An 18,271-nucleotide genomic window follows, 5' to 3' on the forward strand; every position below is an offset into this window, starting at 1 on the left:
CCCCGTCTGATCGGCCCGCGGCGGTGTCGCCGCAATGGCTTTCTGCGGGGCGCGGCGGACGGTCGCGCCGCTCAGGGCGCCATGCCGGCCAGATGGTCGGCCACCGCCTGGGTGATGGGCTGGCCGGTGGCCTCCTCGACCCCCAGCCACGATCCCGCCGGGTCGATGTCGAGGAAGCGCAGCGACCCGTCCGTCGCCCGCCGGAATCGCAGCGTGGCATGGATCAGGCCCAGCCGGGCCAGCATCGCGTGCACCGCCGTCTCGACCGCCTCGGGCAGGGTCAGGGCCCGCGTGCCGCCGCCCTCGCGGCCCGCCGCCGTCTCGGCGGCAAAGGCGCGCTCGCCGATGACCGTGACGCACACGTCGCGGCCGGGAATACGCTCCTGCAGGATGGCGGGCGCCTGATGCAGGCTGTCCAGCCGCCGCCAGCCGGCGGCGCGCAGCCGCCGGGTGCGGCGGGCCGCCCGTCCCTGGCCCGCCAGGCCCTTGCAGACCACGTCGCCGATCTGCTCGGCAAAGGCGCGGGCGGTCTGCGGGCAGTTCGTGATCAGCGTCTGCGGCGGGTTCAGCCCCAGGTCGGCGGCCAGGCGCAGCTGCCAGCTGTCGCGCCGGGCCGCGGCGTCGTGCGCCGGGGGGTTGATCCACTGCGCGTCCATCGCCAGCCACATCCCGGCCACCGCCTCGTCGCAGCGGGCGGCGCAGCGGGCGGCCAGGGTGCCCGCGCCGACCCCGCCAGAGGATGCAGGACTGCGCCACCAGGCGGCGCGAACGCGGTCCAGGTCGATCACCGCGCCGCTGTCGTCGCCATAGCCCAGATGGCTGCGGCTTCCGCCATAGCGCAGCGCCAGCCGCGCGGCCTTCGGGAACTGCGACAAGTCCAGCATGCGGGCCGCGGCGCCGCGCCGGTCCAGCCGGTCGATGACGGCGCGGGCATGCGGGTCGGCGGGGGCGGACAGGATCAGGATCATGACCACCCCCCGGCGTCGGGGTCTGCGCCCCGGAACGGAAACGAGGGGGGTCGGGTGACATGGTCCGACCCCCCGTCGGTCGCCGCGAGCCCCAGGACAGCCTGCGGCAGCCGAGCCGGTGAAGGGATGGGCAAGGGCCGCGCGGCCAGCGCAGCCAGGGCAAGGGCCAGCAGCGCGTCATCCGCGTCGCCAAGACAGCGCGCGGCGGGCACCGGCCCGTCCGAATCGCCGAGGACGCCTTGCGGGCGGGCGAGGCCCGGGCCATCGGGTGCCGCGGTCGCGCGAGCCGGCGCCGCAGGGCTGGGGCGCGGGGCGGATTGGCCGTTCGACATGGGAACATCTCCTCTCGCCTGGGCGGGCGAATCACTCGGCCGCCCTGCCCCAGCCTGCGCGGACCGCCGTGAGGTCCGCGTGAGGCGGCCGTGAGGCCCTGGCGCGCCCCGTCATAGCCCCGTCACAGCCGCGTCGCAGACCCGCCCGTCACAGCCCCGACCGGGTAATCCCGATCAGCCCCGCGCTGCGCAGCGTGGACACCGGATAGTCCGGGTCGGCCATCAGCTGCAGGGTGAAATCGGGCTCCAGCCGGCGCAGGTCGGCCAGGGCGGCGGCCGCACCCGCCTCGTCCCCGCGGTGGTGGCGCAGGGCCGCCAGAAAGCGCAGGGACGGGCGGTTGTCGGGCGCATGGGCCAGGGCCGCTGCGGCCAGCCGCTCGGCCTCGGGGAAGCGGCCCAGCCGGATCTGCGCCACGGCCCGGCGCAGCAGCCAGCTGGCCTGCCCCACCATCGCCATCGGGCCGGTCGCGGACTTCATCGCCATCGCCAGCGCCTCGGCGTGGCGGCCCGCATCGGTCAGCGCCTGCGACAGCACATGGCGGGCCAGGTCGTGTTCCGGTGCGATCCGGCAGGCCATGCGCGCCAGGTCCAGCGCGCCCGCCACGTCGCCGCGCCACGACCGCAGCATCGCCGCGACCGCCAGCACGGTCGGATCGACCGGGGCCATCGCGCGGGCGCGGGCGGTGAACTGCTCGGCCTCAGCCAACCGGCAGGCGGGGTCGGCGGTCTGGCGCTCGATGATTAGCGTATAGCGCAGCCAGGACCGCATCGACAGGCCCACCGCGCTGTTGCCCAAGGGCTGGCTATCGGCCAGCCGTTCGTCGGCGGCCAGCAGCCGGTCGCGCGCAAAGCTGAACAGGTCTGCCAGCGGGAATACGGGCTGCGCCGCGTCCAGGGACTGCGCGGCGGTCTGGATCATCGTCAGCGCGACCGCCGCCGTCGCGCTGCGGGTCGAGGCGGCGGCCGTCTCGCGCCGGATCGGATAGCGCTGCGCCCACAGCTGCGCCCCGCTGGACAGATCGCGCAGCACGATCATCAGCGTGATGTCCGGCCCCGACGTCATGCACAGCGCCTGCGCCGACAGGCCCTTGGTGCCGGGCGGCGCGGGGGCGGCCAGCAGGCGCGCCGGGATCAGCTCGGCCGCGCGGGCGGCGGCGTCGCTCAGCACGATGCCGGCGATGGCGCGCGCCTCGTCGTCGGTGCACTGGGGTTCCAGAACGACAAGCACCGGCCGGGGATCGGCGGCGGCGGCCGGCAGCGGCAGCGCGCGCAGGGCCTGTGGGGCGGGCCGGTCCTCTAGCGCCAGGCGCGTGTCGCGCAGCCAGTCCTCGAACTCGGGGTCGGGGATGTCCAGCCCGGCGGCGAACTCGGCGGTCTCGCCGTCCGGGCCGACGACGGGGCGCAGATCGACCGCCACCCGCGCCGGGTCCAGTCCCAGCCAGCCGTCCCCCGTGACCAGCGCCGTTGCGTGCGGTCCCAGCGCCGCGCGCAGATCCGACAGCAGCCGCCGCAGGCTGTCGGACCCGTGGCGCTGGGACCGCGTGCTCCACAGCCGGTCCTGCAGGCGGGTGCGCGGCAGGCGCAGGTCGGGCGCGGTCCCCAGCAGCGCCAGCAGCGCGCGCATGCGCGCGCCGTGCGGGGTGACGTCCGCGCCGTCGCGGGTGCACAGCGTGACCGGCCCCATCAGTCTGAGCGTCAGATCCATCGCGCGAAACCCGTCCGAAAGATCAGGCCTTTATGCTAGCATCCCGGCGGCCGAGTCGTCACCGGATTCCATGCGCCGGGGAAAGGACACCATGTCGCTGGACAATGCGCACAACGCCCATAACGCCCACAATGCCCATAATGCACACAACGCCCATGCCGCCGCGGCCGGGATTTCGCCGGCCGAACTGGCGCTGGCGCTGATCCAGGCGCGCGACGGGATCGTGACGGGCGCGGCCCTGGCGCCGGTCGCACCCGCCGCGCCCGCCCTGCCGCTGGCCGACCGCCTGCGCCGGATCGAGCCCGGCTTCGCCGTGGCCGCCCTGCTGTCCGAGGCCGCCGAGGCGCTGGTGCTGACGCCCGCCACTGATGCCGCGCGGGACCGCCAGACCCTGGGCGCGCGGGCCGCGGACGGGACCGCCGCCGACCTGCTTGTGCTGCGCCGCCCGACCGACGCCGATCTGGCGGCCGAGGCGCAGCTGGTCGCAGGATACGCCGACCTGCGGGCCGAGCGCCTGGCCGAGATCGGTGTGCAATGCGTGGGGCTGATGCCGTTCTTTCAGACCATCCTGCCGCTGGGGCCGTGCTGGACGCCGGCGGTGGCCGTGCTGGCCGGGGTGGCGGCCGACCTTGCCACCGCCATGGTCCAGCGGCTGAAGCTGGGGTTTGCCCTGCCGCGCCCGCATCTGCTCAGCCCCGAGGTGCAGCCGATGATCGCCTGCCCGGCGCACGGCGCCTTTCCCAGCGGCCATGCGGCGCAGGCCTTTGCGCTGGCGACCGTGCTGGACCTGCTGACCGGCGAGGGGCGGGCCGAGGCGGGTACGCTGCGCGAGGACAGCCAGCTTTACCGCATGGCCGCGCGGATCGCCGTCAACCGGACGGTGGCGGGGGTGCATTACCCGGCGGACAGCGCCGCGGGCGCGGTGCTGGGCGTCACGCTGGGCCGCTGGCTGGCGGCCCGCGGCGGGATGCGCCCCGACTGCCCCGCGCTGGCGCTGGACAGCGCCGCATGGGGCGAGGGCGCGCCCGGCGGGTCGCGCGACTTCCACCTGCCCCGGCTGGTCGAGGCGATGAGCCAGGGCCGCGCCCTGCGCCGGACCGGCACGGTGGCGGTCGAGGCCGCGCCCCTGATGTCGGCGCTGTGGGCGGCCGCGGCGCGCGACTGGGGCCAGCGATGGAGCTGACCTGGACCCCCGCCCCGCCCGCCGACAGCGCCCGCGTGGGTCACGACGGCACGCCGTTGACCGACTATCTGCTGCATCCGCCGCCGGTGCCGGGCGCGCCGCCGCTCGTGGATGGGCCGGACCTGCCGCGGCTGTGGCAGCCGCGCCGGGCCAGGGTGGGCGCGCCGGACCCGGCCGACCAGCGCCGCGCGGCGCTGCGGGCGCTGATCGACGCGGCCTTCGGCCCATGATCGCGCGCCAGAGCCTTGCGCTGTTCGACGAGGTCGTCGAGCGCCTGCCCGCGCTGGCCCCGCCCGATTCGCTGGTGGCGGGCGACGCGCCGCCCGCAACCGACCAGCGTTACCTGTCGCCGCAGGCGATGCCGGACGATCCGGCCGCCTGCGCCATCGTGGCCGTGATCGACCACGCGATCCCCTTTGCCCACCGGCTGCTGACCACCGGCCGCGGCCACAGCCGGGTCGCCGCGGTCTGGCTGCAGGACGCCCCTGCCCGCGACCGCCGGCCCGACATCCCCTTCGGGCAGGAACTGCGCGGCACGATGATCGACGCGCTGCGCGGCCTGGACGGGACCGGGGATGGCACCGGGCCGGTCCGCGACGACGAGGCGGCGTATCGCGCCTGCGGCCTGGTCGATCCCGGCCGCGGCGCGGGCGCCGACCTGTCGCGCGCCGTCAGCCACGGCGCGGCGGTGGCGGCGCTGGCCGCGGGGTTCGATCCCGCCGACCCGGCCGGACGCGCGCATCCGGTGATCGCGGTGTCGCTGCCCGATTTCAGCGTCGCCGACACCTCGGGCAGTTTCTCGCCGCTGTTTCTGCAGGCGGCGGTGGTCTATGTCGTCGCCCGCGCCCGCGGGCTGGCGCGCAGCCTGCGCGCGGCCCGGCCCGGGGTGCGCCCGCCGCTGGTGGTCAACCTGTCGATGGGCCTGGCCGCCGGGGCGCGCGACGGCAGCTCGCTGATCGCGCAGTTGCAGGATGCCATCGCCGCCGCACCCGGCGGCGACCTGGGCGCGGTCCATTTTGTGCTGCCCACCGGCAACGGTCGTCAGGCGCGCGGCCGGGCGGTGCTGACCCCCGGGCAGTCGATCGGCTGGCACCTGCCCCCCCAGGACGCCACCCCCTCGGCCATCGAGCTGTGGGGGCCTGCCCAGCAGGCGCCGGGCACCCCGGTCCGGGTTCGGATCGCGCTGCCGGACGGCCGCGCAGGGGACACCGGGGCGGCGCCGGGCATGGGCCACCTGACCGATCCCGCCGGCCATGTCCTGGCGCGCACCGTGCTGCAGGACCGCGCGGTTGCGCCGGGCTGGGTGCGGCCCTGCCTGACGATCATCGTGCCGCCCACGCTGCCCTCCGTGCCCGGCACCGCCTGGGCGCCTGCGGGCCACTGGTCGCTGACGCTGCTGCCCGGCAGCCCGCAGCCGGTCGAGGTCGCCGTCCAGCGCGACGACGCCGTCGCCGGGTTCCGCGTCCGCGGGCGGCAGTCGCGGCTGGTCGATCCCGCCAGCCCCCGGCGCGACGCCAGCGGGCGCTGGCCGGGGGCCGACCCCGCGCCGCCGGACGGGCTGATCCGGCGCAACGGCACGTCGAACAGCTATGCCGGCGGGCTGCGCCAGATCCGCGTGGGCGCCTCGGTCGCGGTGCCGCGGGGTGGCCTGGCCCCGTACAGCGGGTTGCTGGACGATGGCCGGCCCGGCGACGTGACCGCACCCGCCGACCGCAGCGCCGCGCAATGGGGCATGGTGGTGCCCGGCATCCGCGGCGCGGCGCGCACCCGGCTCAGCGGCACCAGCCTGTCGGCACCGCAGCTGACGCGCTGGCTGGCGGCAGCGCTGGCCGCGGGGCACACGCTGCCGGACCGGGCCGCAATTCAGGATGCGGTGGGGGACCGGCGCGACGGCGCCACGCCGGACCTGGGCCCGCCTAAAGGGCTGCCTTGGCGAACCGGGCTGACCGGCTAGCGCCACGCCATGCTGCATTGCAGCAAAATCGTCCCATGGCGTCTTGCCATCTGTGACTGAACATCCATATACCATCCAGACAGATGGTGATATAATGGCACGACAGACACGCACGCCCCCTGACGACAAGAAGATCACGATCGACCCGGGTCACGTGACTCTTCGGCGGAACGGCCCGCTGGTGCAGGGCGGGTTCTATGCCAGACAGAGCGATTCTGTCCGCACCGCCCTTCCCAACCACTCGGCCGCCGACTCGGATGCCGTGGCGCGCTTGGTGGAACGCCGCGCGCCGGACAGGGGTCGGCGCGATGTCACCCGCGTCAAGCCGGAAGGGCGGGGGCCACACCCTGCATCCGAAGGTCGCGGGGCTGGCCCGCGCCACGATCGGACCGATCACCCTCCCCGGCGCGCTGCAGGCGCCTGCCGGGGTCAAGGCGGCCCCAAAGGACCGCATCCGCTGACGCCACAGCCGAAAGGATCTTGACATGCTGACCCGGGATTTCGCGACGGCCATGCGCCGGGCGCTGGACCAGACACGCGCCGGCGACCCCGCCGCGGCAACCCGCACCATCCAGGACGCGCTGAACGGGCGGCCGTCTGCCGCAACGGTGCCCGCGGCCGGGTTGCTGCCCGGGGTCGAGAATGCCGAGGTGATCACGGAGGCCGCCCCCCCGCGTGCCCCGCGTGCCCCGCGCGCCGCAGCGGCAGACGCCCCGGCAACCCCACGCCGCCGCCTGCGCGACGTGATCGGCGCGCTGGCCAAGGGCCGGAAGGGGCTGGACCTGCGCGCCCTGCGTCCCGGGCCGGCCACCCCCCGGCCAGAGATCCTGCCCGACATCGCCCCCGGCGCCCGGTGGGAGCGGCGCGACTTCGCCTCGGCCCACGGCAGTCGCGCCTATCACCTCTACGTGCCGGCGGCGCTGACGGAGGGTCCGCAGGGGCTGGTCCTGATGCTGCACGGCTGCACGCAGGACGGGGCCGATTTCGCCGCAGGCACGGCCATGAACGCCCAGGCCGAACGGCACGGGCTGATCGTGGTCTATCCCCACCAGACCCGCGCCCAGAACCCGCAGGCCTGCTGGAACTGGTTCCGCCCCGGCGACCAGCGGGCCGACGCGGGCGAGGCTGCGATGCTGACCGCGCTGGCCCGGCAGGTCGCGGCCGAATTCACCGTGCCCGCCGACCGCGTCTTTGCCGCCGGCCTGTCCGCGGGCGGCGCGATGGCGGCGATCCTGGGGCAGGTGGCGCCGCAGGTGTTTGCCGCCGTCGGGGTCCACTCGGGCCTGCCCGCGGGCGCGGCCAGCGACGTGATGGGCGCGTTTGCCGCCATGCGCGACGGCCCGGCCAGCGTATCGCCGCCGGCGACCCGGGTGATCCAGTTCCACGGCACCGCCGATGCCACGGTCAGCGCGGTCAACGCCGACAGGCTGCTGGCGGCCGCCCGGCGTGACGGCGCCCCGGCACGGCGCGACAGCGGCCACACCGGCCGCCCCTGGCAGCGCACGACCGTGGGCCCGGCCCATGCGCCCCGGGCCGAGGACTGGCGAATCGAGGGGCTGGGCCACGCCTGGTCGGGCGGAAGCGCGCGCGGCAGCTACACCGACGCGACCGGCCCGGATGCCTCGGCCGAGATGGTGCGGTTCTTCCTCGCCCGCTGACCCCGCGCGGCTGGGCGCGACATCCTGGCAACAGGTGCACCCTCTCGCCGTTTTGGAGTTTTATTCTGCACGTCTACATCGTAAGGTTGCAGCACGCTGCGCCGCAGCACGGGCTGAAGGGACGATGAAATGCGCAAGATCATGATTGAAACCTGGATGATCGTCAGCGCCATTGCGATCACGCTGTCGGTCAGCGTCAACGAACGCACGCATCGCCCCCACTGACGCGCGCGCCCTGCCCCTCGGGGCGCGTGACAATCCCTGCGCCCTGCCCCAGTCTTGCCGGGCAAGGAGGGCGCGCGATGACCGATCCGTTCTTTTTCCCGGTGTCCGGGTTCGACCTGCCGCGCTATGCGGGCATCCCCACCTTCATGCGGCTGCCCCATGTCGGACTGGACGATCCGCGCATCCGCCAGGTGCGGGTGGGGCTGATCGGCCTGCCCTGGGACGGGGGGACGACCAACCGCCCCGGACCGCGCCATGGACCGCGGCAGCTGCGCGACGCCTCGACCATGATGCGGGCGGAAAACGGCGCGACCGGCGTGCGCCCGTTCGAGGCGATGGCCTGCGCCGATCTGGGCGACGTGCCCCCCAACCCCGCCGACCTGATGGACACGATGGCCCGCGTCACCGCGTTCTATGCGCGCGTCGTGGCGGCCGGCATCACACCCGTCACCGCGGGCGGCGATCACCTGTGCTCGCTGCCGATCTTGCGGGCGCTGGCGGCGGGCGGGCCGCTGGGCATGGTGCATTTCGACAGCCACACCGACCTGTTCCACAGCTATTTCGGCGGCACGCTGTACACCCACGGCACGCCCTTTCGCCGCGCGGTCGAGGAGGGGCTGCTGGACCCCGTGCGCGTGGTCCAGATCGGCATCCGCGGCACGACCTATGACCGCGAAGACCGCGATTTCGCCCGCGCCGCCGGCATCCGGGTGATCCCGATCGAGGAGTTCCATGCCCGCGGGCTGGACGACGTGATGGCCGAGGCGCGCGAGATCGCGGGCACGGGGGCCACCTATCTCAGCTATGACATCGACTTCGTCGATCCGGCCTATGCGCCGGGCACCGGCACGCCCGAGGTCGGCGGCCCGACCAGCTGGCAGGCGCTGGAGGTCGTCCGCGCGCTGGACGGCCTGAACCTGGTCGGCTGCGACCTGGTCGAGGTCTCGCCCCCGTTCGACCCGTCGGGCGGGACCGCGTTCCTCGGCGCGTCGATCCTGTTCGAAATGCTGTGCGTGCTGGCCCGACGGCCCGCTGCGGGACGCCCGCCCGCCCCGCACGGCCCGGCCCAGGGCGCGGCGATCTAGCGCGCCGCCGTGTGGCGCGCAGGGCGCGGTCCGGGGCGCGTCGCGGCCGCTGGGGATGCTGTCCCTGTGGGCAAGGCGGCCCGTCCCAGGACGGCAGGCGGCGCGGCGCGATCCAGGGTGGGACCGTTCGGCGCGCAGCCTTCGTTCGCGTGGACGCCGGACCGTTCAGCCGTGCGGGATGTGATTCGCCCAGCCCGCGGTGCGGTCGGGACTCTGCACGGGGCGGACGACGCGTCGCAGGGTGCCCGAACTGGCGCCGGCAAAGCCGCGGCACGGCAGGGTCCCGCCGCCGCCCGGGGCGCGCGACCCTGTCCTTGTGACGGGCCGCAGCCCGTGTCTGCCTTTGCGGCCAACCCGTGCGCCACCCGACGCCCTGCAGACCACCGGCCGCCCTGCTCTTTCCCCGCGCCCGCTCTTCCCCCCGCCCCCTCGGGCCGCTAGGTTCGTCAGCGATGATCCCTTCGCCGCGCCTTGCCACCCTGCCCGACGCCGACGAGGACGCCACCGCAGGGCTGGCGCGCGTGCTGGCCGCCGTGCTGGGGCCGGGCGACTGCCTGCTGCTGGACGGTCCGGTCGGGGCGGGCAAGTCGCATTTCGCGCGCGCCCTGATCCGCGCGCGCCAGGGCGACGCGGCCGAGGACGTGCCCAGCCCGACCTTCACGCTTGTCCAGACCTACGAGGCCGACGGGACCGAGATCTGGCACGCCGATCTTTACCGGCTGGGGGACGCGTCCGAGCTGGTGGAACTGGGCCTCGACGAGGCCCTGGGCAGCGCGATCACGCTGATCGAATGGCCCGACCGGATGGGGGCGCCGCCCGCGGGCGCGCTGACGGTGGCGCTGGACCCCGCCGGTCCCCACCGGCGCCGCATCACCCTGTCGGGCGATCCTGGCCGCTGGGCCGCGATCCCGCGGCTGGTTCTGATCGCCGGGTTCCTGCACCGTGCCGGCTGGGCCGGCGCGCGGGTCGCCCCGCTGGCCGGGGACGCCTCGGCCCGGCGGTATTTCCGCCTGACCGCCGAGGATGGCGGCACGGCGGTGCTGATGGACGCGCCGCCGGGGTCCTGCGGGCCTTACCTGGCGATGACCGGCTGGCTGCGCGACCGCGGCTTTCACGCCCCCGCGGTGCTGGCCCAGGACCCGGACGCGGGCCTGCTGCTGATGCAGGATCTGGGCGACGATCTGGTCGCCCGCGTGCTGGACGCCGACCCCGCGGCCGCGCCGGCCGTCTATGCGCGGCTGGCCGACCTGATCGCGGATCTGCACCGCCACTCGCCGCCCGCGTTCGTGCCGGCGCTGGACGGCCCGGCGCTGGCAGAGCAGGTCGAGCTGTTTGCGGCATGGTATTGCCCCGCGGCGGGCGCCCCGGGGGCGGGCGTGGGCGTGGGGGCGGTGATCCTGGCGCTTTACGCGCAGCTGTGCGCCCAGACCCCGCCCGCGCTGTCGCTGCGCGACTTTCACGCCGAGAACGTGGTCTGGCGGGGCGACGACCCTCCCGGCCTGCTGGATTTCCAGGACGCGGTGGCGACGCATCCGGCCTATGACCTCGCCTCGGCCCTGCAGGACGCGCGCCGCGACGTGGATGCGGGGGTCGAGGCCGCGGCCCTGGCGCGATACCTGGCCGCAACCGGACACGACCCGGACCGCTTTGCCGCCGCCTATGCGCTGCTGGGGGCGCAGCGCGGACTGCGGATCATGGGCATCTTTACCCGGCTGTGCCTGCGCGACGGCAAGCCGCGCTATCTGGCGTTCATGCCGCGGGTCTGGGCCGCGATCGTGCGCAACGCGGCGCACCCGGCGCTGGCGCCGCTGGCCCTGGCGCTGGCGGGCGTGCCCGCGCCCACGCCCGCCCTCATCGAAAGGATCGCCGCCCGATGCGGAACCCGCCCGACGCCCTGATGCTGTTTGCCGCCGGCCGCGGCACCCGCATGGCGCCGCTGACCGACACGACGCCCAAGCCCCTGATCCCCGTGGGCGGGGTCACGCTGCTGGACCGCGCGCTGGCGCTGGCCCGGGACGGCGGCGCGCGGCGGATCGTGGTCAACACCCATCACCTGGGCGACCGGATCGCCGCGCATCTGGCGGGATCGGACGTCGTCCTCTCGGACGAGCGCGATCTGCTGCTGGACACCGGCGGTGGGCTGCGCCGGGCGCTGCCGCTGCTGGGGGCGGGGTCGGACGGGACGGCGGTCCTGACCCTGAATCCCGATGTCGTGTGGACCGGGCCGAACCCTGTCGCCGCCCTGCGCGCCGCCTGGGACGGGGCGCGGATGGACGCGCTGCTGATGCTGGTGCCGGTCGACCGCGCGCAGGGCCGCGTCGGCGGCGGCGACGTCTCGTGCGCGCCCGACGGCCGGATCACGCGCGGCGGGCCGCTGGTCTATACCGGCGCGCAGATCGTCCGCCCCGGCCGGCTGGCCGAGATCGCGGCCGAGGTCTTTTCGCTGAACGCGCTGTGGGACCTGCTGATAGCGGAGGGTCGCGCCTTTGGCGTGATCCATCCCGGCGGCTGGTGCGACGTGGGCCGCCCCGAGTGCATCGCCCTGGCGGAAAGGATGCTGGATGGCTGAGATGCGCGGTCTGTTCACGCTGCCGCCGGGGGTCGATTTCGCGGCCGAGACGGTCGCCGGGCTGATCGCGCGCATGGCCGGCCGCCCCCCCGAGGAGATGGCCCGCGTCACCATCCACGCCAACTCGGGCCGGACGCTGGCCGCGGTGCGCGCCGCGTTCGACCGGCACGGCGCGCTGCTTTTGCCGCGGATGCGGCTGCTTGGGGACCTGGGGGCAGCGGATGCGCCACTGGCACCCGCCTTGGCGCGGCGGCTGGATCTGGCGCGGCTGGTCGATGCGGGGCTGGGGGCCGACAGCGGCCAGTCGGTGCCGGCGCTGACCGAGTCACTGGCCGCGCTGATGGCCGAGATGCAGTCCGAGGGGCTGGACGCCGCCGCGCTGGACCGCGTCGAGGCCGCCGACCACGCGGCGCATTGGCAGCGCGCCCTGGCCTTCCTGCGGATTGCCGCCGCGTTCCACCTGTCCGGCCCGCCCATCGACCGCGAGGCGCGCCAGCGCGCCACCGCCGAACGGCTTGCGGCCGATTGGGCGGCCGGGCGCAACCTGCCAGACGGGCCGGTGATCGTCGCGGGGTCCAGCGGGTCGCACGGGGCGACGCGGCTGTTCATGCAGGCCGTGGCGGCGCTGCCGCAGGGGGCGGTGATCCTGCCGGGCTTCGACGCCGACACGCCGGCCGATGTGTGGGACCGGCTGGCCTCGGGGGACGAGGATCACCCGCAGGCCCGTTTCGCACCGCTGATCGCCGCCCTGGGTCCGCCGCGCCCGTGGACCGACGCGACCGCCCCCGATCCCGCGCGCAACCGCCTGGTCAGCCTGGCGCTGCGCCCCGCCCCCGTCACCGACAGCTGGGTCGCGGAAGGTCCCACGCTGGGCGACCTGAGGCCGCTTGCCCCCCGCATGACGCTGATCGAGGCCGACCAGCCCGCCGACGAGGCCGGCGCCGTCGCCGCCCTGATCCGCGATGCCGTGGACCGCGGGCAACCCGTCACCCTGATCGCCGCCGACCGCACCCTGACGCGCCGGGTGACGGCCGCGCTGGATCGCTGGCGCATCATCCCCGACGACAGCGCGGGCGTGCCGCTGCCGCTGACGGCGGCGGGGCTGTTTCTGCGCCACATCGCGGCGCTGTGGGGCCAGCCGCTGGGCATGGACAGCCTGCTGGTGCTGCTGAAGCATCCCCTGACGGCCACCGGCGCGGGCGAGAAGGTCCGCCGCCAGCACCTGCTGATCACGCGCGAACTGGAACTGCACCTGCGCACGCATGGTCCCGTGTTCCCGGACGGCGCGGCGCTGCGCGACTGGGCAGGCGGCGACGCGGCCAAAGCCCCGGTGCGCGGCCCCTGGGTGGACTGGGCCGCCGCCACGCTGGACGACAGCCGCGCCCGGACCGGGGCGCAGGACGGCACGGGGAAGGGCGCGGCGGACGGGTCCGTCGGCGGGCCGGGGTGGGGCGCGGCAGGGGCCGCGCCGCGCCCGCTGGCCCTGCGGCTGGCCGACCTGCGCGCGCTGGCCGAGGCCTGGGCGGCGGGGCCGGATGGCAGGGCCGAGACATCCGGGCTTTACGCCGAGAAACCGGGCGAAAAGGTCCGCGCCGTGCTGGACCACCTGGCCGCCCATGCCGCTGCGGGTCCGCCCCTGACCGCGGCCGAGTTCGCGCAGCTGCTGCACGAGCAGTTGCAGGCCCACGCGATCCGCGAGGATGTCGCCGCGCACCCGCTGGTCCGCATCCGCGGCCCGCGCGAGGTGCGCACCGAGGCCACGGGCCTTGTGATCCTGGGCGGCCTGAACGAGGGCGGCTGGCCGCAGGCCCTGGACCCGGACCCCTGGCTGTCGCGCCCCATGCGCCGGCAGGCGGGCCTGACCCTGCCGGAACGCCGCATCGGGCTGGCCGCGCACGACCTTCAGATCGGCCTGGGCGCCGATGAGATCGTGCTGACCCGCGCCCGGCGCAGCGACGACGCCGAGACGATCCCCTCGCGCTGGCTGAACCGGCTGGTCAACCTGATGTCGGGACTGCCCGCGCAGGGCGGGCCGCAGGTGCTGGAGGCGATGCGCGACCGCGGGCGCCACTGGCTGGCGCTGGCCGCGACAATCGCGAAACCCGCGGCCGAGACCCCGCGCGCGCCGCGGCCCGCGCCGGTGCCGCCCGCGCCGGCGCTGGACCGCCTGTCGGTGACGGGCATCCGCACGCTGATCCGCGACCCCTATGCGGTCTATGCCCGCCATGTCCTGCGGCTGTCCCCGCTGGACCCGCTGCGGCCCGTCCCCGATCCCGCCGGCCGCGGCACGGTGCTGCACGCGATCATCCAGCGGTTTCTGACCCCGCCGCCCACGGCGCTGGACAGCCCCCAGGCCCTGCGCGAGCGGTTGATGGAGGCGGCGGACGCGGTGCTGGCGGCCGAGGTGCCCTGGCCCTCGACCCGGCTGTTCTGGCACGCGCGGCTGGCGGGGATCGCGGATCGCCTGGCCGCCGACGAACGCGAGCGGCTGCAGACCGGCGCCCCCCTGGTCGTCGAGCAGCGCCGCGACTGGCCGCTGCCCGGCCTGCGCTTTACCCTGACGGCGAAACCCGACCGCATCGACCGGCTGCAGGACGGGCGGGCGGTCGTCTATGACTACAAGTCCGGCCCGCCGCCCTCGAGCCCCAAGGTCGAGCGGTTCGACAAGCAGCTGCCGCTGGAGGCGCTGATGGTCGAGGCCGGGGTCTTCGGCCCGCCCATGGCCGTGGCCGACCTGCGCTATATCCAGCTGGGGGGCGAGGGGAAGACCTCGTGCATCGGCTGGAGCGAGGCGATGCGCGACGATACGCGCGCAGGGCTGGCGCGGCTGCTGGCCGGGTACCTGGACGGCACCCACGGCTTTACGGCGCGGCTGGCGATGGAGAAGGACAGCGATCCATCCGACTATGACCACCTGTCGCGGCGCGGCGAGTGGTCGGCGACCGAGGCCGCGCAACGCATCGAGGTGGGACGATGAACGACCGGGTGACGGGCGCAGGCGACGATCCGGCGCACGCCGGGGATGACGGTGCGCGTGCAGGGCAGGAGATTGCGCCCGCAGGCCACGCTGCCGCGCGCGCAGACCACGGCGGCGCGCACGCATGGCACAACGGCGCACGCACCGGGCACCCTGCCGCGGACGCGGGGACCGATCCGACCCTTGCCGGCGACCTCGATGCCGCGACGCTGGCGCAGCACCGGGCCGCCGATCCCGCATGCAGCACCTGGCTGACGGCGAACGCGGGGTCCGGCAAGACCAGCGTGCTGACCGACCGGGTGGCCCGGCTGCTGCTGGGGGGCACGCGGCCCGAACGGGTGCTGTGCCTGACCTACACCAAGGCCGCCGCGACCGAGATGCAGAACCGGCTTCTGTCCCGGCTGGGGCAATGGGCGATGTTGGACGACGCGGCCCTGACCGGGCGTCTCGACCGCATGGGCGTGCCGCCGGGCGCCGACCTGGCGGCGGCGCGGCGGCTGTTCGCGCAGGCGATCGAGACGCCGGGCGGGCTGAAGGTCCAGACGATCCACAGCTTTTGCGGGGCGATCCTGCGGCGCTTTCCGCTGGAAGCGGGGGTGCCGCACGGTTTTGCCGAACTGGACGACCGCAGCGCGGCCGGGCTGCGCGCCGACATCATCGAGCAGATGGCGCGCGAGTCCGCGCCCGAGATGGCCGACCTGCTGGCCCTGCAATCGGATCACGATCTGGACCGCTTCCTGGCGGGCCTGCGCGACTTTGACGCGCCGCCCTGCCCCGCCAGGGTCTGGGACAGCTGCGGCCTGCCCGCGGGCCTGGATGCCGCGCGGCTGCTGGCCGACTGTTTCCCGCACGGCGAGGCGCATCTGATCGCGGCGCTGATCCCCTTGCTGCGCGCCGCGGGCGGCACCATGGAACGCGACGCGGGCAAGCTGGACGGCGGCCGGTGGGACGCGCCGGGCCTGGACGAGCTGCGGCGGCTGGAGTCGGTCTTCATCACCGCCTCGGGCCCGAAGGCGGGCCAGGCCAAGATCGGCAACTGGCCGACCAGGGCCCTGCAGGGCGGCAGTTGCGCCGCGCTGATGGGGCAGATCGACGCGCTGATGAGCCGGGTGGAGGCCGCCCGCCCCCTGCGGATCATGCTGGACCACGCGCAGCGCACGCTGGCGCTGCAACGCTTTGGCCATGCCTTCTGCACCCGCTATGCCGCCGCCAAGCGGGCGCGGGGCTGGCTGGACTTCGACGACCTGATCGACCGCACCGCCGACCTGCTGGGCCGGGCCAGCATGGCGCAGTGGGTGCTGTTCCGGCTGGACGGCGGCATCGACCACATCCTTGTGGACGAGGCGCAGGACACCTCGCCGCGCCAGTGGCAGGTGATCGAGCGGCTGACGGCCGAATTCACCGCAGGCGAGGGCGCCACCGACCGGCCCCGCACGCTGTTCGTGGTGGGCGATCCCAAGCAGTCGATCTATTCCTTCCAGGGGGCCGACATCGCGGTCTTCCGCGACCGGCACCAGGGATTCTCGGACGCCTTCGCGGCAGCGGGCAGCCCGATGCAGGACGCGGCGCTGCGCCATTCCTTTCGCTCGTCCCCGGCCATCCTGTCGTTGACCGACGCCACCTTTCGCGGCCCGGCCGCCGAGGGGCTGGGCGAGGTGCCGCGCCATATCGCGCACCGCGCCGCGATGCCGGGGCGCGTCGATCTGTGGCCCCCGGTCCCCGACCCCGAACAGCCCGCCGACGGCCGGTGGTTCGACCCGGTGGACCGACCCGCGCCGAACGCGGCAGGCCAGGTGCTGGCCCGCGCCGTCGCCCGCGCCGTGCGCGAGATGGTGGGCCAGCCCTTTCAGCCGCGCGAGGGGGGCGCGCGCCCGATCCGGCCCGGCGACGTGCTGATCCTGGTGCAGCGCCGGTCCGCGCTGTTTCACGACATCATCCTGGCGCTGAAGCAGCAGGGCCTGCCCGTGGCGGGGGCCGACCGGCTGAAGCTGGCGGGCGAGCTGGCGGTGGCCGACATCCGCGCCCTGCTGTCGGTGCTGGCCACGCCCGAGGATGACCTGTCGCTGGCGGCGGCCCTGCGCTCGCCCCTGTTCGGCCTGTCCGAGGACGATCTTTACCGGCTGGCCGCGCCGCGCAAGGGCCTGCTGATCGAGGCGCTGCGCCACTCGCTGCACGCCGAGGCGATGGAGATCCTCGAGGATCTGATGCGGCGGGCCGACTTCCTGCGCCCGCACGACCTGATCTCGCGCCTGCTGATCCGCCACGACGGGCGCGCGCGGCTGATCGCGCGGCTTGGCCCCGAGGCGCAGGACGGCATCGACGAGCTGCTGGGACAGGCGCTGACCTATGAGACGGCCGAAGTGCCGTCGCTGACCGGATTCCTGGTGTGGCTGGCCACCGGCGACATCGAGGTGCGCCGCCAGCCGGGACCGGGCGGCGGCGGGCTGGTGCGGGTGATGACCGCGCATGGCGCCAAGGGGCTGGAAAGCCCGATCGTCATCCTGCCCGACTGCGCCGCCCGCAAGCGAGAGCCGACCCCGCCGCGCACCATCCTGCCCGAGGCCGGCACCCCCGCGCACTGGCGCGGCAGCGCCGCCGAACGCCCCGACCGCGTCGCCGCCTGGGCCGAGCGCGACCGCCGCCGCGCCGAGGAGGAGCGCCGCCGCCTGCTGTATGTCGCCATGACCCGCGCCGAAAGCTGGCTGGTCGTGGCCGCGGCCGGCGAGACCGGGACCGGGCTGGACAGTTGGCACGCGATGGTCGCGGCAGGGTTCGACGGCGCACATGGCCTGTCGGAAACGCCCCTGCCGACGGCCTGGGGACAGGGCCGGCGGCTGGCCTTCGGGGACTGGCCCCTGGACGCAAAGGCCGGCGACAGGGCGCCGGGCGATGCCCCCGCCCTGCCCGGCTGGGCGCTGCGGATCGCGCCCCGCATGGACCACCCGCCCGCGCCGGTCGCCGCAACCGCGCTGGGCGGGGCCAAGGCGCTGGCGCCAGCAGGCGCGGCCGAGGCGGGCGGCGACGGCGACCGGCAGGCCGCGATGCTGGCGGGCACCCGCCTGCACCTGCTGCTGGAACACCTGCCCGGCCGCGAACGCGCCGAATGGCCCGCGCTGACCCGGGCCGCGCTGGCGGGCGCCGAGGGCGGGCTGCCCGGCCGGGCCGAGCTGGCCGGTCTGCTGGCCGAGGCCGAGGCCGTGATCGACGCCGAGCCGCTGGCCCACGCCTGGGACCCGCCCGGCGCGACCGTCCTGCGCGAGGCGGCGCTGACCGCGCCCCTGCCCGGCGGCCGGGTCCTGTCGGGCAGCATCGACCGGCTGATCGTGACGGCCGACCGGGTGACGGCCATCGACTACAAGTCCAACGAGATCGTCCCCGACACGCCGGACGGGGTGCCCGCCGGCATCCTGCGCCAGATGGCCGCCTATCGGCACGCGCTGCGCGCGATCTGGCCGGGCCGCCCGGTCGAGACGGCGATCCTGTGGACGCGCAGCCGCAGCCTGATGGCCCTGCCCGACGCAGCCCTGGACACGGCCTGGGCCGAGGCGCTGGCCGGGCTGGGCGGCGCGGCCCCGTCGCCCGGCCTTGACCCGGGGGATCGCGCTTCATAGCTGT

Annotated in this window: 12 protein-coding genes; 10 read left to right on the forward strand and 2 right to left on the reverse strand. The window is 75.3% G+C overall.

The features are described 5' to 3' along the window. Window positions 1-71: 71 nt before the first annotated feature. Window positions 72-968, reverse strand: coding sequence for an MvdC/MvdD family ATP grasp protein (locus tag DPQ23_RS02350; protein ID WP_112873036.1), 897 nt, complete (start codon window positions 966-968; stop codon window positions 72-74). Between the two features lie 480 nt (window positions 969-1,448). Beyond that, entirely contained in the window at window positions 1,449-3,005 is a 1,557-nt protein-coding gene (locus DPQ23_RS02355) for an AfsR/SARP family transcriptional regulator (protein ID WP_112873037.1), read from the reverse strand. A gap of 91 nt (window positions 3,006-3,096) precedes the next feature. On the opposite strand from DPQ23_RS02355, the gene DPQ23_RS02360 reads away from it, so the two are divergent. From DPQ23_RS02360 to addA, 10 genes are all read left to right on the forward strand, one after another. Next, window positions 3,097-4,188, forward strand: coding sequence for a phosphatase PAP2 family protein (locus tag DPQ23_RS02360; RefSeq protein ID WP_112873038.1), 1,092 nt, complete (start codon window positions 3,097-3,099; stop codon window positions 4,186-4,188). Next, entirely contained in the window at window positions 4,179-4,418 is a 240-nt protein-coding gene (locus DPQ23_RS02365) for a hypothetical protein (RefSeq protein ID WP_112873039.1), read from the forward strand. Before DPQ23_RS02360 ends, DPQ23_RS02365 begins: the two co-directional genes overlap by 10 nt. Beyond that, complete coding sequence (locus tag DPQ23_RS02370; protein ID WP_112873040.1) at window positions 4,415-6,142, forward strand: hypothetical protein; 1,728 nt, start codon at window positions 4,415-4,417, stop codon at window positions 6,140-6,142. The genes DPQ23_RS02365 and DPQ23_RS02370 overlap by 4 nt, the downstream gene beginning before the upstream one ends. Before the next feature lie 94 nt (window positions 6,143-6,236). Then, a complete protein-coding gene (locus tag DPQ23_RS02375) occupies window positions 6,237-6,626 on the forward strand; it encodes a hypothetical protein (protein ID WP_240602325.1) in 390 nt (129 codons plus the stop codon). Between the two features lies 1 nt (window position 6,627). Further along, window positions 6,628-7,800: an extracellular catalytic domain type 1 short-chain-length polyhydroxyalkanoate depolymerase gene (locus DPQ23_RS02380; RefSeq protein ID WP_240602327.1), complete on the forward strand. Its 1,173-nt coding sequence runs from the start codon at window positions 6,628-6,630 to the stop codon at window positions 7,798-7,800. 302 nt (window positions 7,801-8,102) lie between these two features. Then, window positions 8,103-9,110, forward strand: coding sequence for an agmatinase (gene speB / locus DPQ23_RS02385; RefSeq protein WP_112873041.1), 1,008 nt, complete (start codon window positions 8,103-8,105; stop codon window positions 9,108-9,110). 452 nt (window positions 9,111-9,562) lie between these two features. Beyond that, window positions 9,563-11,008 (forward strand): tRNA (adenosine(37)-N6)-threonylcarbamoyltransferase complex ATPase subunit type 1 TsaE, encoded by a 1,446-nt coding sequence (gene tsaE, locus DPQ23_RS02390; protein WP_112873042.1) that lies wholly within the window; start codon window positions 9,563-9,565, stop codon window positions 11,006-11,008. After that, complete coding sequence (locus DPQ23_RS02395; protein ID WP_112873043.1) at window positions 10,984-11,679, forward strand: nucleotidyltransferase family protein; 696 nt, start codon at window positions 10,984-10,986, stop codon at window positions 11,677-11,679. The genes tsaE and DPQ23_RS02395 overlap by 25 nt, the downstream gene beginning before the upstream one ends. Beyond that, complete coding sequence (gene addB, locus DPQ23_RS02400) at window positions 11,672-14,656, forward strand: double-strand break repair protein AddB (protein ID WP_112873044.1); 2,985 nt, start codon at window positions 11,672-11,674, stop codon at window positions 14,654-14,656. Before DPQ23_RS02395 ends, addB begins: the two co-directional genes overlap by 8 nt. After that, the gene (gene addA / locus DPQ23_RS02405) at window positions 14,653-18,267 is read left to right on the forward strand and encodes a double-strand break repair helicase AddA (protein ID WP_112873045.1); all 3,615 of its coding nucleotides are present in this window, start codon (window positions 14,653-14,655) and stop codon (window positions 18,265-18,267) included. Before addB ends, addA begins: the two co-directional genes overlap by 4 nt. Window positions 18,268-18,271 lie beyond the last annotated feature (4 nt).

Source organism: Paracoccus endophyticus, assembly GCF_003286075.1.
Classification (GTDB): Bacteria; Pseudomonadota; Alphaproteobacteria; order Rhodobacterales; family Rhodobacteraceae; genus Paracoccus; species Paracoccus endophyticus.

Bases quoted from the DNA above. Each gene is read 5' to 3' on its own strand.
- DPQ23_RS02350 (WP_112873036.1), bottom strand. From the start codon at position 968: ATGATCCTGATCCTGTCCGCCCCCGCCGACCCGCATGCCCGCGCCGTC.
- DPQ23_RS02355 (WP_112873037.1), bottom strand. From the start codon at position 3,005: ATGGATCTGACGCTCAGACTGATGGGGCCGGTCACGCTGTGCACCCGC.
- DPQ23_RS02360 (WP_112873038.1), top strand. From the start codon at position 3,097: ATGTCGCTGGACAATGCGCACAACGCCCATAACGCCCACAATGCCCAT.
- DPQ23_RS02365 (WP_112873039.1), top strand. From the start codon at position 4,179: ATGGAGCTGACCTGGACCCCCGCCCCGCCCGCCGACAGCGCCCGCGTG.
- DPQ23_RS02370 (WP_112873040.1), top strand. From the start codon at position 4,415: ATGATCGCGCGCCAGAGCCTTGCGCTGTTCGACGAGGTCGTCGAGCGC.
- DPQ23_RS02375 (WP_240602325.1), top strand. From the start codon at position 6,237: ATGGCACGACAGACACGCACGCCCCCTGACGACAAGAAGATCACGATC.
- DPQ23_RS02380 (WP_240602327.1), top strand. From the start codon at position 6,628: ATGCTGACCCGGGATTTCGCGACGGCCATGCGCCGGGCGCTGGACCAG.
- speB (WP_112873041.1), top strand. From the start codon at position 8,103: ATGACCGATCCGTTCTTTTTCCCGGTGTCCGGGTTCGACCTGCCGCGC.
- tsaE (WP_112873042.1), top strand. From the start codon at position 9,563: ATGATCCCTTCGCCGCGCCTTGCCACCCTGCCCGACGCCGACGAGGAC.
- DPQ23_RS02395 (WP_112873043.1), top strand. From the start codon at position 10,984: ATGCGGAACCCGCCCGACGCCCTGATGCTGTTTGCCGCCGGCCGCGGC.
- addB (WP_112873044.1), top strand. From the start codon at position 11,672: ATGGCTGAGATGCGCGGTCTGTTCACGCTGCCGCCGGGGGTCGATTTC.
- addA (WP_112873045.1), top strand. From the start codon at position 14,653: ATGAACGACCGGGTGACGGGCGCAGGCGACGATCCGGCGCACGCCGGG.